The sequence below is a fragment of the Arenibacter sp. P308M17 genome (assembly GCF_003426735.1).
Lineage (GTDB): Bacteria > Bacteroidota > Bacteroidia > Flavobacteriales > Flavobacteriaceae > Arenibacter.
Genome location: NZ_QVON01000005.1, coordinates 129657 through 149023 on the forward strand (window position 1 = coordinate 129657; position 19367 = coordinate 149023).

General features: G+C 41.7%; 12 protein-coding genes. All 12 read left to right on the forward strand.

What is annotated here, in order from left to right; genetic code table 11:
* The first annotated feature begins 117 nt into the window (after positions 1 to 117).
* The 12 genes from D0S24_RS13310 to D0S24_RS13365 all read left to right on the forward strand — a co-directional run bounded on the left by D0S24_RS13310 (position 118) and on the right by D0S24_RS13365 (position 19324).
* Positions 118 to 1689, forward strand: a complete 1572-nt coding sequence (locus D0S24_RS13310) for a glycoside hydrolase family 28 protein (RefSeq protein WP_117020368.1) — start codon at positions 118 to 120, stop codon at positions 1687 to 1689.
* Positions 1690 to 1778: 89 nt separating this feature from the next.
* Positions 1779 to 3308, forward strand: coding sequence for an arylsulfatase (locus D0S24_RS13315; protein ID WP_117020369.1), 1530 nt, complete (start codon positions 1779 to 1781; stop codon positions 3306 to 3308).
* A 309-nt stretch (positions 3309 to 3617) separates the two neighbouring features.
* Positions 3618 to 6272, forward strand: a complete 2655-nt coding sequence (locus tag D0S24_RS13320) for a c-type cytochrome (protein ID WP_181938092.1) — start codon at positions 3618 to 3620, stop codon at positions 6270 to 6272.
* A gap of 25 nt (positions 6273 to 6297) precedes the next feature.
* Positions 6298 to 6981, forward strand: a complete 684-nt coding sequence (locus D0S24_RS13325) for a DUF1080 domain-containing protein (protein ID WP_117020573.1) — start codon at positions 6298 to 6300, stop codon at positions 6979 to 6981.
* A gap of 7 nt (positions 6982 to 6988) precedes the next feature.
* Positions 6989 to 8479, forward strand: coding sequence for a sulfatase (locus D0S24_RS13330; protein ID WP_117020371.1), 1491 nt, complete (start codon positions 6989 to 6991; stop codon positions 8477 to 8479).
* Between the two features lie 4 nt (positions 8480 to 8483).
* On the forward strand, positions 8484 to 10058 hold the full coding sequence (locus D0S24_RS13335; protein WP_117020372.1) for a sulfatase: 1575 nt from the start codon (positions 8484 to 8486) through the stop codon (positions 10056 to 10058).
* A 107-nt stretch (positions 10059 to 10165) separates the two neighbouring features.
* Positions 10166 to 11398, forward strand: a complete 1233-nt coding sequence (locus tag D0S24_RS13340) for a chondroitinase-B domain-containing protein (RefSeq protein ID WP_181938093.1) — start codon at positions 10166 to 10168, stop codon at positions 11396 to 11398.
* A 101-nt stretch (positions 11399 to 11499) separates the two neighbouring features.
* Positions 11500 to 12888 (forward strand): hypothetical protein, encoded by a 1389-nt coding sequence (locus tag D0S24_RS13345; RefSeq protein ID WP_147321456.1) that lies wholly within the window; start codon positions 11500 to 11502, stop codon positions 12886 to 12888.
* 47 nt (positions 12889 to 12935) lie between these two features.
* Positions 12936 to 14183 (forward strand): glycoside hydrolase family 88 protein, encoded by a 1248-nt coding sequence (locus tag D0S24_RS13350; protein WP_117020375.1) that lies wholly within the window; start codon positions 12936 to 12938, stop codon positions 14181 to 14183.
* A complete protein-coding gene (locus D0S24_RS13355; RefSeq protein ID WP_117020376.1) occupies positions 14180 to 14926 on the forward strand; it encodes a DUF1961 family protein in 747 nt (248 codons plus the stop codon). The genes D0S24_RS13350 and D0S24_RS13355 overlap by 4 nt, the downstream gene beginning before the upstream one ends.
* Positions 14927 to 15197: 271 nt before the next feature.
* Positions 15198 to 17780 carry a DUF4962 domain-containing protein gene (locus tag D0S24_RS13360; protein WP_181938094.1) on the forward strand — a complete coding sequence of 861 codons (2583 nt, stop codon included), beginning with the start codon at positions 15198 to 15200 and terminating at the stop codon, positions 17778 to 17780.
* A 74-nt stretch (positions 17781 to 17854) separates the two neighbouring features.
* The gene (locus D0S24_RS13365; RefSeq protein WP_220377764.1) at positions 17855 to 19324 is read left to right on the forward strand and encodes a sulfatase; all 1470 of its coding nucleotides are present in this window, start codon (positions 17855 to 17857) and stop codon (positions 19322 to 19324) included.
* Positions 19325 to 19367: the final 43 nt, after the last annotated feature.

Sequence of the window (19367 nt, forward strand, 5' to 3'; positions counted from 1 at the left end):
AAAGGGAGAAATCAAGGAAAATCAGGCTCCCTTTAGGGTTTGGGGTAAAACGGATTTTCCGATAAACCTTGTTGACGATTTTTGTCATGTACTAAAAAAATTATTATATCCAGTATTATGTACAACACTATTTTAACGAAATCGATAACTGGTTTTCTGATTTTGGCGGTATCCACCGGAATTATGGCCCAAGAGTATACTATAACGGACTATGGCGCAAAGAATGATGGAAAAACATTGGCTTCGGCCGCAATCCAATCCGCTATAGATGCTGCCCATAAAAGTGGCGGCGGCAGGGTAATTGTCCCTAAAGGTGTATTTCTTACGGGCAGTATCGTCCTTAAAACGGGGATCGAACTGCATTTGAAGAAAGAAGCAGTTCTACTGGGAAGTACCGATCCATACGATTATAAGGGCATAAACCGATGGAAAGCACTTGTTCTGGCCGATGGACAAAGCCATATCGCCATTACAGGTGAGGGCACTATAGATGGCCGGGGCCAGGAGTTGGCAATACAGGTGGACAGTCTTTTTCATATAGGAAAACTCGATAGTACCCATTACAATATCCGTAGAAAACGACCCAGCGAAGTATTGCGGCCACAACTTATAGAAATGGTGAATAGCAATCATATCGATATTTCAGGTATTACATTGAAAAATGCGGCCTGTTGGGTTCAGACCTATGATAGGTGTACAGATCTGGTCATAGACAGGATTCAGGTGGATAGCGATGCCTACTGGAACAATGATGGTATGGATATCAGTGATTGTAAAAATGTGCGGATTACGAACAGTTACGTAAACGCTGCCGATGACGGAATATGTCTCAAATCCCATACAAAAGGTTTCTTTAACGACAACATATATATCGCTAATTGTACCATTAGATCCAGTGCCAGTGCCATTAAATTTGGTACGGCATCCGTAGGTGGCTTCAGGAATATTAGGATTGAGAACATAACGATTTTCGACACCTTCCGCTCCGCACTTGCCTTTGAGGCCGTTGATGGTGGTACCATAGAAAATGTAGTCGTAAATAATGTATCTGCAAGCACTACGGGAAATGCTCTTTTTATTAAGCTTGGACATAGAAATGTTGATGGAGAAATAGGTGCCATCAAAAATATAACTGTTAAAAATTTAAACGTTCATGTCCCATTCGCCAAGCCAGACCTAAAATATAATATTAGAGGTCCGGAATCCCCATTTTTTCACAACATATTCCCTGCCTCAATTACTGGATTGCCCGGACATGATGTTGAAAATATTACTTTGGAAAATGTTTCCATTTCCTATCCGGGACGTGGAAATAAAGGATATGCCCATATGCCGACCTGGCGCCTTAATTCAGTTCCAGAACAAGCTACCTCATACCCCGAATTCTCTATGTTTGGAGAACTGCCGTCATGGGGTCTTTATGTGAGACATGTGTCCGGCCTGGAAATGAAGAATGTGAGGTTGGGTGCTCGGGAACATGATTATCGTCCCGCCTATGTTTTTGATGATGTAAAAGGTCTCAAAATTGAAGGTGGTAGTATCACATCGCTCTCCACCCATGGGCAACTTATTGTTAAGGATGTTATGGGGATGAAGGTGAACCATCTATTTGTGGATGGTATTGAATTACAAAAAGTGATTTCCTATGGTACAAATTCTGAAATATTAGGGGTTGAAATACTCAAGTAAAGGGAATTTTTTGGTTCCAAATCAAGGAAAGCGTATTGCAATGGAAAAATGAGTTATAAACTCAATAAGTAATAGAATTTTTTTGTCTTATGAAAATCCAAAATACTACAGCTTATCTATTCCTGGGGTTATTGATTTTATGGGGCTGTTCTAAAAAAGATCAGCCCAAGCCCCCACCGAATATCATCTATATCCTTGCCGATGATATGGGGTATGGAGACGTATCCATTAACAATCCGGATTCCAAAACAAGGACTCCGAATATTGATAAATTGGCCTCGGAGGGAATGCGGTTTATGGATGTGCACTCGCCTTCCTCTGTTTGTACGCCTACCCGATATGGAATTTTGACAGGACGATATTGTTGGCGGACCAATTTGCCCACAGGGGTGCTGCGTGGTTATGGACAGGCACTATTGGAAAAAGAGAGGACCACCGTTGCCTCACTGTTAAAGGAAAATGGTTATACCACCGGGGTAATCGGAAAATGGCACCTTGGGCTGGATTGGGTACTGAAAGAAGAATATAAGGATTCTATAAACGAAAAGACTGCGGAAATAAACCCATTAGGTTTGATTACCCAAATGAACGGGGATTGGGTCGACTTCACCAAAAAACCTACAGATGGACCCTTGGACCATGGGTTCGACTATAGTTATATTTTGCCTGCCTCCTTGGATATGGAACCCTATTGCTATTTGGAAAATGATGTGTTGACGGAATTGCCCAACGATCACACACCTGGCAACGACCTTGATACCGGATCGTATGCGACGGGGGCATTTTGGCGGCCCGGACGTATCGCAAAAAGTTTTGATTTTTATGGGGTATTGCCAAAGTTTATTGAGAAGGCCAAAGAGTTCGTTACTTCCCATGCAAAGAGCGAAAAACCATTTTTTTTGTATTTGCCCTTGGCTGCGCCCCATTCGCCCTGGGTTCCTAAAAAAGATTTTGAAGGTACCTCGGGAGCTGGGCAATATGGGGATTTTGTGCAGATGGTGGATGCCCAGATAGGAAGTTTCCTGAAAAGTTTGGATGAAAGTAAGATTTCGGATAATACAATTGTGATTTTTACGAGTGACAATGGCCCATTCTGGAAGCCTGATTTTATAGAACGGTTTAATCATAGGGCCGCTTATATTTATCGTGGTATGAAAGCGGATATTTATGAGGGCGGCCATAGGGTTCCATTTATAGTGCGTTGGCCGGGGAAAGTTAAAGCAGGGGCTGTAAGCGATTATACAAGCACACTGACCAATCTGATGGCTACCTGTGCCGATATAATTGGTACACAATTGAACGATAGCACAGCTGGGGATAGCCAGAGTATCTATCCCATTTTAATGGATGATGAAGAAAACAAGGTGGAGGCCATGCCCATTGTTCACCATTCCTCCCAAGGGTTCTTTGCCTTGAGAAAAGGAGATTGGAAACTAATTGATAAAAGAGGTTCCGGAGGGTTTTCAATTCCTGTTGTGGTTGATCCGAAAGTAGGTGAACCCGTAGGGCAGTTGTACAATTTGGCAGAGGATCCTTCTGAAACCAACAATTTATATAATGAAGAACCTGAATTGGTAAAAGAACTTTTGGCAGAATTGGAGGCCATTAGAAATCGTTGATCCAAAACATTGGGGACATTGATATTCACTGCCCCTGGTAATTTAAATAACGTGAGTTCGAAATAAAAAAATTATCAACACATTGATTTAGCGTAAATTAAAATAAATGCTAAGGTCCCCTCGAGCCTGCCCGTGCCGTTCAGGCGGGCGGAGTCGAGAGGTTATTTGACTGTAATGTATTTACAATGAGGTCTCGATCCCCGCCCGAACGGACCGTTCGGTACGGGCGGGCGCTCGACCGGACAGATGTCATATAAACATCTGATTTTTAATAAAATATATATCGAACTCACGTTAAATAAAATTCAATTGAAACTGGAACGGAACATGGGATATAGGAATTTTTGGGGTACTCTTTGCTTGCTTACAGGCATGCTACTTATTTTATTCTCCTGCGGATCTGAAGCCGAAGGACCCATAAAGGAACGTATTGTTATGGATAACATTACATTGCCCAAGGGATTCGATATAAAAAAAATATACAGCCCCGAAGAGCATCATCAAGGTTCTTGGGTAAGCATAACCAAAGATGATCATGGCAGGCTGTACACCTCCGATCAGTTTGGTTATTTATATCAAGTGACACTTCCCAGTGGGGCAAACAAACAAGATAGCGTGGTGGTCAAAAAACTGGATATAGGGATAGGCCTTGCGCAAGGATTGCTTTGGCATAAAGAAGTACTCTACGCCCTGGTCAATTCCAATGTCAACCGAGATTTACATATTCACAGCGGATTTTATAAGATTACGGATTCCGACGGCAATGGGGAATTTGACAAGGTAGATACATTAAGGGTGTTTAAAGGTAGTTTTGGGGAGCATGGCCCACACAGTATCGAACTGTCCCCTGATAAAAAATCCTTATATCTAGTGCTGGGGAATAGAATAGTAATCCCTGAGGGATTGGACAGTTATGTGCCGAAAGTTTGGGGTGAAGACAATATTTTGCCTGTTATTACAGATCCTAGCGGTCATGCCAATGAAGTGATGGCTCCTGGAGGCTGGGTGGCAAAAATTGATTTAAAAAGTGAAGAATGGACCGTTCACAATGTAGGCATGCGGAATACCTATGATATTGCATTCAATCAGGACGGGGAACTTTTTGGGTTTGATTCCGATATGGAACTGGACTTGGGAATGCCTTGGTATAGGCCCATACGCCTTTGTCATTTTACAAGTGGCAGTGAGTTTGGATGGCGAAAAGGGACAGGGAAATTTCCAGCGGAATATCCCGATAACCTTCCGGGAATAGCCAATTTGGGACAAGGTTCGCCTACCGGATTGATGAATGGGGAAGGTTTAAGGTTTCCGCCCTACTATCAAAACGGCCTATATCTTTTTGATTGGAGTTACGGTACCATGTATTTTGCAAGCCTTACGCCAAAAGGCAGTAGCTATTCCGTAGAAATAAAGGAATTTTTGTCGGGCGTACCCTTGCCATTGACCAATGGTGTCGTGGGCAATGATGGTTCCATGTATTTTCTCACTGGAGGTAGAAAGTTGGAATCGGCATTGTACAAGCTGACATACACAGGCGAAGCGGCTACCAAAATACGCGACCTTCCAGAAAATACCGAAGGTGCCACTGAAAGAGATCTGCGAAAGGAATTGGAAGTCCTTCATCTGCAAAGGGCAGCTGATAAAATGGATTTTATTTTGGAGAATTTGGATCACCCCGATCGGTTTACAAGATTTGCGGCACGGATTGCCATGGAGAATCAGGAATACGAGCTTTGGAAGGATGAAATTACCAACAAAACACCCCCATTAAAAACAATCGCCCTAGCTATATCCATTGCCCGTCATGGCGTTGATGTGGATAGATTAAGGGCACTTGATACATTGCTCAATATCCAGTGGACAACCTTGCCGGAATCGCAACAGGTCGATTTTATCAGGGCCATAGAATTGCTATTGATCAGAACCGGAGAAGAGATACCGGAATCCGTGAAAAAACGATTGATCAATGTATTGATATCCGCTTATCCCCTTAGCGGCGATATCGTAAACAAGGAACTATGCAAAACGTTAAGCTTTTTGCAGGTACCCGCTATTATAGAACCTACGCTGGAAATGATGGAGCGGGATACCCTTATTACCGCTGAACAAAAAGCCAACTATTTATCCGGCGATATTTCCGGGAGAAATGAACAGTATGGGAGCGAAGTGGAGGAAATGCTTCAAAATATGCCGAATGCCCAACATATAAGTTATGCTAAAAGTCTTAGTGTACTACAAAGGGGTTGGACGAGCGAGTTAAGAAAAAGATATTTTAATTGGTACAATAGGGCCTTAAAGAAATCGGGAGGTAAATCTTATGCCCAATATATCAGGAAAATTCAAGAAAAAGCGTTGGACTATGTTCCTATGGCCGAACGTCAATATTTTGAGGCTTTGGCTACCGAGGCCATTCTGGAGTCCAATAATTTAATGCAGGGCGTTGAGCAACCCAAAGGTCCTGGACAAAACTGGACCGTTGCTACTGTGAAATCTGCATATGCCAAAAATAAGGACAAGGTGAATTATGAAAATGGGCAGAATTTTTACAAGGCTTCACTTTGTGTTGGTTGTCATAGTGTTAAGGGAGTTGGGGGTAATTCTGGCCCTGAATTGACCCAGCTGGGTACCCGGTTTACCATTTCTGATATGGCAGAAGCGATCATTGATCCATCGGGTACTATTTCCGATCGGTACCGCTTTACGGAATATCATTTGCCGGAAGGAAGGGTAGTAACAGGAAAACTAGTCAAAGAAACCAAAAGTGAACTAATAATAGGCACCAACGCATTTTCTCCAGATTTAACAACGATTATAAAAAAGAAGGATATCCTAAAAGAGGAAGAGTCTCCCATTTCACCAATGCCCCCGGGTCTGATCAATCGATTAAATGAAAAAGAGCTTAGTGATCTTTTGGCATTTTTAATTTCGGGAGGGGATAAAAACCATAAAATTTACAATGAATAGAAATAGTAGTTCCAAAGTATACTTTATGAAAATTAACTTATTCTGTTTAGCAATTTGTCTAACTTTTTGTACCTGCAGTGCACAAACAAAGAGTTCGGAAAAAATTTCCCTTTTCAACGGGAAAAATCTGGACAATTGGCGGGGAGATCCCCGTATTTGGTCCGTAGAGGATGGTTGTATTGTAGGGCGGACAACCGATGAAAATCAGATTGAAAAGAATACCTTTTTAATCTATGAAAATCCTTTTTCAGATTTTGAACTTACGTTTCAATACAAAATAATTGGGGGCAACAGTGGTGTTCAGTACCGTTCAAAAGTCATGGATGAAGATTTGTTCATTGTAGGGGGGTATCAGGCAGATATGGAATCGGGAATCCAACATTCGGGAATATTATATGAAGAAAAGGGCAGGGGCATTTTGGCAAAAAGAGGTGAAGCGGTTATTTTGGATGAAAAGGGCCATAAAACTGTAGATCAATTTGCAAATAGTGAAGGTATTCAGAACCATATCAAGAGCGAACAATGGAACACGTATAGAATCCTTGCCCAAAAAGACCATTTGCAACACTTTATTAACGGACATAAAACTATTGATGTTGTGGATAAGGAAATGGGAAAAAAATCCGCTTCGGGAATAATTGCCCTGCAAGTGCACAAAGGACCCAATATGGAGGTTTTTTATAAGGATATTAGGATAATGAAAAAGTAAGGATGACATGTTGGAAACAAGGGACAAGGTTGCTTTAAAAATAAAGACCGTACTGCTTTTTGTCCTGGCAATTTGTTCAGGTCTTCTTTTGGGCAGCAGTTCTTCCAATCCTAAGGAATTGGTAAGACCAAATGTCCTATTTGTTGTTTTTGATGACTTAAACGATTGGGAAGGCTGTATGTTCGGCCATCCCCAAAGCATTACCCCCAATATTGATCGTTTGGCGGCAAAAGGAGTATTATTCAGCAATGCCCATAGTGTAGCCACTATGTGCTGCCCATCAAGGACTTCTGTAATAACGGGGTTAAGACCTACTACAACAGGGGTTTACAATAATACGGATACACCATTGGAGCTTTATGAAAGTAAAAGAACCCTTAATAGGCATTTTAAGGAGAACGGATATTTTGTGGCAGGGGCAGGTAAGATTTTGCACAAGTTCCATTATGGAAAAACCGATTGGCATGAATTTGTGGGCAGACATCGGGACGAAGGTATAGTAGGTAACCGCGAGAACCCTGAAAAGGAAAATATAACCCAAATGGGCGGAAGCATTGCCTGGGGACCATTTTCTTCCCCAGATTCGTTAACGTTCGATGGCAGAACCGTTGATTGGGTCAAGGAAAGGATTGCCCGGGACCATGAAAAACCATTCTTTTTGGCCTGTGGCATTTACCGCCCCCATATACCTTGGTTTGTGCCAAAAAAATATTTTGATCAGCATCCCCTACAAGGGGTAATGCTACCCTTGGTAAAAGAAAATGATTTGGACGATGTGCCCCTATCCGGCAAAAATGTGGCGTATTCTACCTCTAATTTTGGTGATGGGGACGACCTGCACAATACAGATGGGAATTATGAACATGAAGCCATTAAAAAGAAGGATTTATGGCATGAAGCCGTTCAAGCTTATCTCGCTTCGGTAAGTTATGCCGATGCTCAGTTTGGTCGGTTGCTTGATGCGTTGGAGAACAGTAAATATGCCGATAATACCATTATTGTGCTATGGAGCGATCATGGTTGGCAGCTCGGGCAAAAGGAACATTGGAGAAAGGCCACCTTATGGGAAGAAGTAACCAGGGTTCCCCTAATAATTTATGACCCTAAAAATATAGCGAAGGGCAATTGTGGGCAAGCCGTTAGTCTTCTGGATATTTATCCCACCTTGATTGAACTGTGCGGTTTGCCGCAAATTGGGGAATTGGAAGGAGAAAGCCTTCTTCCGCAATTAATCGATCCCAAAACTAAAAGAACCAGTCCGGCTATTTCAAGTTTAACGCCCAATTTTCATTCGATTAGGGATGACCGGTTTAGATATATTTCCTATGGTAATGGAGAAGAGGAGTTGTATGACCATGAAACAGATCCGAATGAGTGGATAAATATTGCCCACGATGAAAATTATCAAGAAGTAAAGCAAAGGCTTAAAATCTTTGTACCAACGAACGCCAGGAAACCCGTCAAAGGAATATATAACAAACGTAATCAGGATAAATAGTGTTATGAAATTAAGAAGGACAAATTACCTATTGGGAGTCGGTGTGTTGTTATTATTGAGTGCCTGTATGGGGCTGACCCCGGAGAAGAAAGAAAAACAAAAAAGCCCCAATATTATTTTCATTCTAACGGATGATCAGGGTTGGACACATACTTCGCACCGGGCAGATCCCAATATTCCCGAATCTAAAAGTGACTATTATGAAACCCCGAACATGGATATACTGGCCCGATCAGGGGTGTTGTTTACAAATGGCTATGCACCAAACCCCATCTGTTCCCCATCGCGCAACAGTTTAATGTTTGGTCAGAACGCGGCTAGGCACATTTACAATAAAGATGCTGACTGGTATAAGAAAACAACCAATTGGCTTACTATTCCAAGGGCTATTAAAAAAGCTGATTCTACATATAGAACGGCTCATTTTGGCAAGTGGCACATTGCCATGGAACCCAAGGATGCCGGTTTCGATTACGATGATGGAATGACCTCCAATAACGGAGGTGAAATTTTTGGGAATGGGTTCTTAAATATCAAAGAGTATACAAAGGCCGCCGATAATTACATGAAAGCCAATAAGGTGGAAAATCCTTCCAATGCAAAAAAGGTAGGTAAGCCAAGTGGGCATTGGGAAGATGAAAATGCCAAGGATATTTTCGGAATAACAGGTCGTGCAAAAGATTTTATGAAAGAGAGTATTGCAAAAGGGAAACCTTTTTATGTTCAGCTTTCACACTATGCCGTTCATCTTTCTTTGGTTTCACAAAAAGAAACGTATGAATATTTTAAGAATAAAAAACCGGGAGATCTACATACCAATCCGGAATTTGGGGCCATGCTGAAAGATTTGGATACCGGTGTGGGACTGATTATGGACTTTGTTAAGGAGATGGGGATCGAAGACAACACATACATCTTTTTAATGGGAGACAATGGAGGACGCCTATCGCTAAACCAAATTGCCGTAGTGGATGAAAACAAGGAATTGGTAAATGCCTATTATTCAACACAGCACAACAGAAATGCTCCCCTTCGTGACGGGAAACACTCCTTTTATGAAGGTGGTTTAAGAGTTCCTTTTATAGCTGTGGGTCCTGGAATAAAAGCAAATAGGGTCAGCAGCACTCCGGTAACCGGCTTGGATTTTTTACCGACGTTTACGGAACTCGCCGGGGGTAATGTTGCTATGCCAGAGGCAATTGACGGAGGAAATATGCTTCCCCTACTTCTAGATGAAAATGTGGAAAAAGTAAGACGTAACAGCGAATATTTGATATTTCACCAGGGGTCGCACCGCAAACCACGGACTGCCGTACGGAAAGGCAATTATAAACTGATTAAATATTGGTCCCAGGAGACGAAATATCAGAACACGCCCAAAGTTGAGCTTTTCAACATAGCCGAAGATTTGGGCGAAACCACGAACATAATCGAAAAATATCCTGAAATAGCAAAAGAACTGGAAACAGCACTAAACAAGTTCCTGACCAAAACAAATGCGGAAACCGGAATACGGAATATTGAAGGAGCATACTATCGCTTATTGGACGACCTGAAGATATCATCGGACGACGAATAAGGGTAAGAAGGTTTGTAATGTAATTGTAATACCATTTCTTTTAGGAGCATAAAAATCAGGGAAAATCAATTGATCTGCAAGTACATGCCATGAGTAAAAATGAAACAATGGGTAAAAAATCTGGAAATCTAGTAGTCGTTTTTCTATTTCTGCTTATCATCACTGCTTGTGCTAGTCCACAAAGTAAAGTCTTGATCGTTTCCAATGAGAATGAATTTAAGTCCGCGATTCATAAAATTTCTGCGGGCGATACCCTGATTGTTAAGAATGGCACGTATTTTAATTGGTCCGTTTTAGCACCACTCCATGGAACTCCAAGCAATTTGATCACCATTCGTCCGGAGAAAAAGGATGGCGTAATTTTTTCGACTTCGAAAACTGCCGATAAACCCATATTTAAGCTAAGTGGAAGTAATTTTATTTTCAAGGGATTTGTTTTTAAGGATATCGTTTTTCGTAAATCGATTGTGGAACTTAACGGTACCCGTAACGCTCGGATTACAAATTGTCAATTTCAGGATATTACCGGAGATGGTCGGGAACGAAGGATATTTATTTTAAATGGAGCCTCGGATAATAATGAGATTGACCACTGTTTGTTTAAAAACAATGATAGGGTACAAACCCTTACAATTAGGGTTTCACCAGGCCAAGTTCCAAGATACACCCATATTCACCATAATATTTTTAAAAATTTGAATTTAAAAGCAGGAGGTGAAGGTTCCGAAACCCTTCAGGTGGCCCAAACAGGAAATCATAATGATTTTGAGGAATTGGGTTTGAATACTTTGGTAGAGTATAATCATTTTGAAAATATAAGAGGGGACGCGGAGACGGTGAGCAATAAGAGCAATTATAATATGTACCAGCATAATACCTTTATCAACACAAATCAATTTGTACTGCGCGGGGGGCATTATTGTACTGTTGTCAATAATACATTTAGCAATTCCAATGGACCGGCCATTCGGATCTATGGATCTAAACATAGGATTGAAAAAAATATCATTAAAAACCCATCTGGGAATGGTATTACTATCTGTTACGGCATGGGATCCGGAATTCATGCCAAAACACTCCGTATCACTACAACGGATTGTATAGTTAAAAATAACATTATAGACCACGCTGGTGGATATGGCATTTTTTTGGGTGAAGGCAAGGGGACGGATTATTCCGATCATAAAAATAGGGCACTTTGGAATACAGGTGCCATACAGAATATTCCGGCTTCGGGAAATATCATTTCCTCCAATAGCATTATAAATTCAACGAAAAAACCAATTGAGCTTGCCGGATCAATAAATAATAGGATAGAAGACAATCGGTATAAGGAATAAAACCAACAATTAAATAGTGAAATAGAAATACAGATCTGGAATTGGAATTCATGCCCAAGGATTTTTATACCGGATTAAGAACGATTAAAAATCTCAAAACAATGATGTCTAGAAGTACTTTCATACGGAAAACCTCGGCCGGCTTCTCAGCTATAATGGTGGCTCCTGGCCTATGGTCCTTTGTCCCTTCAAAGGGAAAGAAACACCCGTACAAATTTAAGTCGTACAGACCAGGACGTTTTTTGGCCCCCGTTACCTGCGTTACACCAGATGATGGTTTTTATATCCATACATTTTATGACATTGTACCCTGGAGTCCCGATCAAAAATTATTGACCGTCACAAAATTACCTTATCAAGGTAAAGCCCCTATCTGGGGAGATACGGCGGAAGTATGTGTAATTGATCTTGAAAATGAGACCATTCAAACCGTTTATGAGACTAAGGCCTGGTCATTTCAATTGGGGGCCAATGTGCAATGGGGAGCAACATCCAATAGATATCTGTATTGTAACGACCTTATCGATGGTAGGCCGGTCTGTGTCCGTATCGACTTGCAAACAGGGGTTGCCAAAGCTTTTTCCGGTTCGAAATATGATATTTCCCCAGACGAAAAATCTATAATAAGTCCCAACCTTCTAACCATGAACATCCATCAATATGGGTATGCCGTACCGGACAGGGTATTGGGCCGGCCGGAAACATTTACTACAGAGGCTATTGCCGGTGAAGGTTTGTGGAGGACGGATCTGGATACCAATGAAACAAAATTATTGGTAGGGTTTAACAAGTTTCTAGAACGGGTGGAAGGGTCAGAAGACGATAGGGCCTATTACGGCAAATGCATTCCCTATCTTTTTCACTCCAAATACAACAAACAGAACACACGTATACTGCAAGTCTATAGGGGGCTGGTCAATAATGAGGGGAGGGATGCATCCTTATTTTCCTTAAACATGGATGGAAGTAATCTGAAACAATGCCTTACCCGGGAGCAATGGAATCAAAAGGCCCGTTTCGGTGGTGCGGGCAACCATCCCAACTGGCATCCGGATGGGGAGCATATTATTATGAACTGTATACCTAGATGGATGGGGCATGAAGATATGTTGTTCTGCCAATTTAAATACGATGGGTCGGATTTTAAGGTGCTTTCCGAAATGCACTTAGGTAGTGGGCACCCCAGCGTCAATGCCGATTCAACCTATTTATTGGCCGATACCTATCCCAAACAAAAATGGATTCCTTCCCCAAAAGGGGAGGTCCCTATCCGACTATTGGATCTTAATACGGACGAGGAACAAATGATTTGTTCCGTTTCCACGGATGTGGGCAATAATGGCAAGGCATATAAAAAAGGGGAAACGGGAAGCCATTACAAATTAGACCCCCATCCGGTCTGGAGCCATAACTATAAAAAGGTTTGTTTTAATGGTGCACCCAAAGGGAAAAGACAAGTGTTTATTGCCGATTTGGAGGGAATTATCTAAACAGTTTCTAAGTTGATGACAAAACTGGAAATAATATTAAAATAAAAATGAAAATAAAAATAAAATACAGCCTATTTACAAGTGTTCTATTATTGGTGGTATCCGCTTCTTTGGGGCAACAACAGGAATATGCCAGCTGGACACTTGAGGAGGTACAGGAGGCCATAGACCATTGTAAGGTAAAGACAGAGCGGACTATTGTGAATTTAGAGGGGTACGACAAATCGCCACGTACGATCCCCGCGGATAGTAAACATTGGGAGGCGAAACCTACAGGAGGCTGGACAAGTGGTTTCTGGGCGGGAATATTGTGGTATGTTTATGAAGGAACCGGAAGCGAAAAGATCAAAATTGAAGCTGAAAAATTCACTAATGAAATTGAAACCATTTTGTCGGTACCCGTTAAGAGCCATGACTTGGGTTTTATATTTCAATGTAGTTATGGGAATGGTTATCGATTGACAAAGAATGGGGCTTACAAGAAAACGCTTCTTATAGCTGCAGATTCCTTGTCACATTTATACAATCCGTCCGTTGGTACAATCCTCTCCTGGCCGGCACAAGTAAGCAATAAAGTATTTTCCCCGCATAATACCATTATTGATAATATGATGAATTTGGAGTTGCTGTTTGAGGCCTCCAAACTCTCGACCAATAAGAAGTATTACAAAATGGCAGTTTCCCATGCCAATGTAACCGCAAAGAACCAAGTTCGTCCGAACAATACGGTTTACCATGTTTTGATTTATGACGATAGAACAGGGAAGGCTTTGCGGAAAGCTACGCATCAAGGCTTTTCCGACGAGTCGGTTTGGGCACGGGGTCAGGGATGGGGCATTTATGGTTATGCTATGGGTTATCGTGAAACCGCCAACAGAAAATATTTAAAAATTGCCGACAAGTTGGCAAAGGCCTATCTTAAAAGACTTTCCAAGGATTATGTGCCTTTTTGGGATTTTGATGACCCTGCTATTCCCAATACGCCTAAGGATGCTTCAGCTGCTAGCATCGTGGCGTCGGCATTTTTGGAACTATCCGAACTGCATAACAAGAGGGCTAAAAAGGAATTATATAGGACATGGGCGGAAAAAATGCTCCGTTCCCTTTCTTCTCCCAGCTATTTAAGCGGAAGTCGGAACGATGCATTTTTGATTCACTCAACAGGTAACAAACCTAGGAATAGGGAAGTCGACATCCCCATTATATATGCGGATTACTATTATATCGAGGCCCTTGTCAGATTAAAGAAAATACTGCAATCGGAGATGGCAGGTAAACAAATGCCAAAAAGATGAGCGGATATATTTTAAATTTTCACCTATGGATCGTCTTGTTATCCGTATTTGTGGATGTGCAATGTCAAGGGCTGAACACGGGAATCGGAAAAGGGGACTTACTTTATGAAAATTCCATGGGTTCGGCAAAACAAATGACCGATTGGGTAATGGAAGGACCGGCCATGACGGAATTTAGGGATGGTTGGATGCATATGTATTCACCAGAAGAAGAGGGTCATCACGTATTGTGGTGCCCCGTAGATTTTCCTTCAGATTTTATTGCAGAATGGGAACTACAGAACCAAGAAACGGATGCTGGATTGGTAATTATCTTCTTTTCCGCTTTAGGAAATAATGGGGAAAGCATTTTTGACCCATCCTTCCCAAAACGTGATGGTACTTTCAGTCAATATACAAAAAGTGAATATTTTAATAACTATCATATTTCATACTACGCCAATGGTAAGGATAACCGGGAGAGGGAGGTTGCACATCTTCGAAAAAATAAAGGTTTTGAAAAAGTGCAGGTCGGTGAAACCGGAATCCCAATACATTCTACTGCCATTCACAAGATAAAATTGATTAAGAACAATGCGCATATCATAATGTATGTTGATGGGCGTAAAATAATTGACTGGATAGACCAGGGCCAAGGTCAAGCAGTTTGGAAGGATGGAAAAATAGGCTTTAGACAGATGAAATGGACGCATTTCAGGTACCGTAATTTTAGGGTTTGGGAATTGAAGGAAGACCGTAACTGATGGTGCTTGATTTAATCAATAGAATTTCCCGAGCCCGCCCGTACCGAACGGGCCGTTCGGGCGGGGCTCTGCCCGCCCGTTTCCGGTCGGACGGGCCTCGGGTGTAGCGTTATAGGCGGTTACGACGTACGGCATTGGATTATTTTGTCTTGTATCTTGGTTCTTGTAGCGCAGCGGTCTTGATAGCTCGGGACGGGTGAGGCTAAATGAGGCGTCTCCCCATTACTTTGGACGGAGTGGTGAATATTAAAAAATAAAATAAGTAATGTCTATGACAATAAGAGGAATACGAATTTCGTCAATGGTTCGTGGAATTGCCACAGGATTGATATCCATATTTTTTTTAACATGTACGACTTCGGAAAAGGCAACTGAACTGCATGGTGAAATAAGAGTAACCAGCAAAATGATTTATCCAAAATACAGGCTATGGACTACACCCTCGAACGGGGAAGAGCCAGCGTTCAATTCCCCCAGTTTTGAGTGGCCTACGACAAAAAAAATGACCGATTATGATGTACGGCTTTCTTCCAATAAGGATTTTTCAACAAATCTTATTGAAAAAAAGAATATTCCATTTGCCATCTTTAACCCACACCAAAAGTTGGATAAGGGCATTTGGTACTGGCAGCACCGTGAGAGCGGAAAAGAATGGAGTGTGATGGATTCATTTAGGATTACGGCAGCAACAAAAGAATTTACAACCCCTAAATTAAGTAAGGTACTCCAAAATATTTCTACAGAACATCCAAGGGTTTTTGCAAACAAAAATGATTTGGCGGGCCTGAGGGCTAGAGCAAAAGATTACAGGGAGACCAAGGCAATTCTGGATCTGGCCAATAATCTTTTGAGCGAAATTCCTCCAACAGAGGAATCCGGGCTTCCAAAGCATAAGGGAAAGAACGAATATGAAGATGCTATGATTGCGGAACAGGCCAGCAAAACCCTTGGAAGGCGAGTTTTTTCCACCCTTAATACACTATCGCAGGCCTATATTTTAACCGGGGACATTAAGTACTACGGAGCGGCTAAAAAATGGATGGTAGAAGTTGCGGATTGGGATCCGAACGGGATCACCCATTTGTCCAATTTTGGCGACTCCGCAATAATGACATGTTTGGCTTTGGCCGTAGATACTTTTTGGGATGTATTGGATGAGGCCGTAAGGGAGAAAATGATAAGGCAATCCTCTGTACGCGCAACTAATTTTTATAATTTGTGGATAGGAAAAGTGGAAAGCAGGTCTTCATCCATGCATGTTTGGCAACATATTTTGCATCAAATGTTTCAAACCTCAATGGCGTTGGCCGGCGAAACTACAGAAGCGGATAAATGGTTGGAATATATTTATGAAATATGGATTGCACAATTTCCAAAAATGGCCGAAACCGATGGTGCTTGGTTTAATGGCATCGGTTATTTTATAATGAATACGTTGACCATTTATGATATGTCTTCTAGTTTTAGCGACCTTACGGGTGTTGATTTTCAATGGTCGGATTGGTTTGTGAACAATCCAAAATGGTTGTTATATGCCTTTCCGCCTAACAGTGTTGGTGATGGTTTTGGCAATGATGGGGACAAATATTGGTATCCTACCATCAAATATGCGGGATTCATGGATACTGCTGCCCGCATGCTCAATGATCCTTACGCGGCATGGTATTCAAAAGAAGTTGCCAAAGGACTGAGCCAAGATATTTCTTCCGAGTCGGAATTTCGTTGGTATAGAATTCAATGGGCAAACAAAAATCCGCGCCCAAAGATTTCAGAAGATTTTAATTTTCCCCAAGCGGCACATTTCCCCGATGTAGGGGTGTCCTATATGCATACAGATATACAAAGTATTGAGAATAATTTAATGTTATCGGCAACTAGTAGTCCATTCGGATCAAATGGCCATAAACATGCGGAACAAAATAATTTTAATATTGCCTTTGGTGGAAAACGTCTATTTTATAATTCAGGATACCGACCTAAGATGGGGGATCCACATCACCAAGATTGGCATAAACATACTCGCGGACATAACGGAATTTTAATTGATGGCAAAGGTCAACCCTTTGATGCAGGAGCTTATGGCTGGATGCCGCGCTTTCTTCATGGTAAACAGATTTCATATGCCGTTGGCGATGCATCCAATGCATATTCTGCTTCTGATGGGGTATCCATTGATTTGGGAATGAAACGATTTCGACGACATTATCTAATGCTACGCCCTTCGATCATTGTTATTTACGATGAATTGGAAGCAGATCACGCTGCAGAATGGACCTGGTTGCTGCATAATGATAAAGGATTGGAAATAGATTCGAATAAAAAAACGATCACAGCTGAAAACGAGTATGCAAATGCTCTGGTTTCTCTTTATTCATCTACGGATATTGATTTTAATGTAACCGACACTTTTAGCATTCCAGCAAAAAATTGGAATAGAAAAGTGGATCAGGCAGGAAATATAATTGATTTTGTAGATCAATGGCATTTCACGGGAATTACAAAAGAGAAGACCGACAAAATGCGCTATTTGGCAATTTTTCAAGTGAAACCCAAAGCAGGGGATTCCGTTTGTGAAGAGGTGATTTTTGACGAAACTACAAATACCTATTCAATTGCCGGATGGAATATTAAAGCAGAAATGAATGTAGCTAAAGCTGCGAAAATTGAAATAAGTGACCGTTTGGGAACGGCATCGTTCATATCATCGGGGGTATTGGAATTTGATGGAAAAAAATACAAGGGAAAGGTTAGTGGCAGTTCCAAATTAGTGGAAATAATAGAAGGCCAGAAAGTACTTCAGGAGAAGGTGGATGAAGTACCGGCTGAAATTCAAAAAGTAATGATGAACGACTAAAAAATGCCCACCGATGGTTGGCCAAATCCCAAAAAAGTTTCTAAACTAAAAATGAAATTTGTAAGGTAAGAATTATGAAAAAAATGAAGCGTCCAATACTAGTAGTTTTGCTTTTGAGTCTTTTGATTTCCTGTAAAGAAAAGGAAATAAAAAGGGAACAAAGGCCAAACGTCTTGATGATCTGTGTGGATGACCTTAACGATTGGATAGGGGCTATGGGCGGTCATCCAAATGCGATAACCCCTAATATGGACAGATTGGCAGCTAGGGGGGTGCTGTTTACCAATGCGCATTGCCAGGCTCCCATATGTGGCCCTTCCAGAGCCTCTATAATGACTGGATTGAGGCCTTCCACCACGGGGATCTATGGCCAGATAGACGACGAGGAAATAAAAAGTGCCTCCGAAGCGACCCTGGACGTAGTTTTTCTTCCGGAATATTTTAAAAACAATGGGTATCATACTATGGGCAAGGGAAAGATATTTCACAACTTTGCGCCCAAGGGTGTTTTTGATGAGGCAGCTGGTAGGGAAAAAGGTTTTGGGCCAAGGCCTGAAAAAAACTTTAAATGGGATAAAAATGGAACAAGTACCGATTGGGGGGCATTTCCTGAAAACGATATTGAAATGCCGGATTATAGGACTGCGCAATGGGCAGTTGAAAAATTGGGAACAGATTATGAAAAACCATTTTTTCTTGTAGCAGGCTTTGTCCGGCCCCATGTACCCTGGTATGTGCCTCAGAAATGGTTTGAGATGCATCCAGTGGACAAGGTGCAAACACCTCCCTATAAAAATGATGATCTTTATGATTTACCCGCTATTTCGAAACAGCTGCATGAAATGCCCATGATGCCCACAACGGAATGGGCCATTGCATCCGGGGAATGGAAAAATATAGTCCAGGCCTACTTGGCCAGCGTCACCTTTGTGGATTATTATATAGGTGAAGTGCTCAACGCACTCGAAAATAGCCGATACAAGGACAATACCATAGTAATTCTCTGGTCGGACCATGGATATCGGTTGGGCGGGAAGGGAACGTTTGCCAAGCATGCATTATGGCAGGAGGCTACCAATGCACCGCTGATTATTTCCATTCCCAATGGGCAGAAGGGGATAGTACGTACCCAAGCCGTTGAAATGTTGGATATTTACCCCACACTCCTGGATTTATGCAATTTGCCTCCGAATATAAAGAATGAGGGTAAAAGTTTAAAACCCTTACTTGAAAACCCCAATATAAAGGAGGAATATTATGCGGTAACCACCTATGGCAGAAACAACCATGCCGTGGTTTCGGATCAATTCAGGTATATTCGTTATGAAGATGGAACCGAGGAGTTATACGATCATACGCAGGACCCCAATGAATGGCAGAATATTGCCAAAGATACGGTGAACAGTAGGGTCGTTCAAATGCATAGGCATAGGCTGCCACAATACAATGCCCTGTGGACCCCAAAGGGAAAAAATAATTCCGTAAATACCTATTTTGAAAAGCAGCGTGCCGAACAGACCAATAAACAGGGAGAAAATAATTAAAATCCCATAAGGTTTTATATAAAACTTGAGCAGTGTCTTAAAC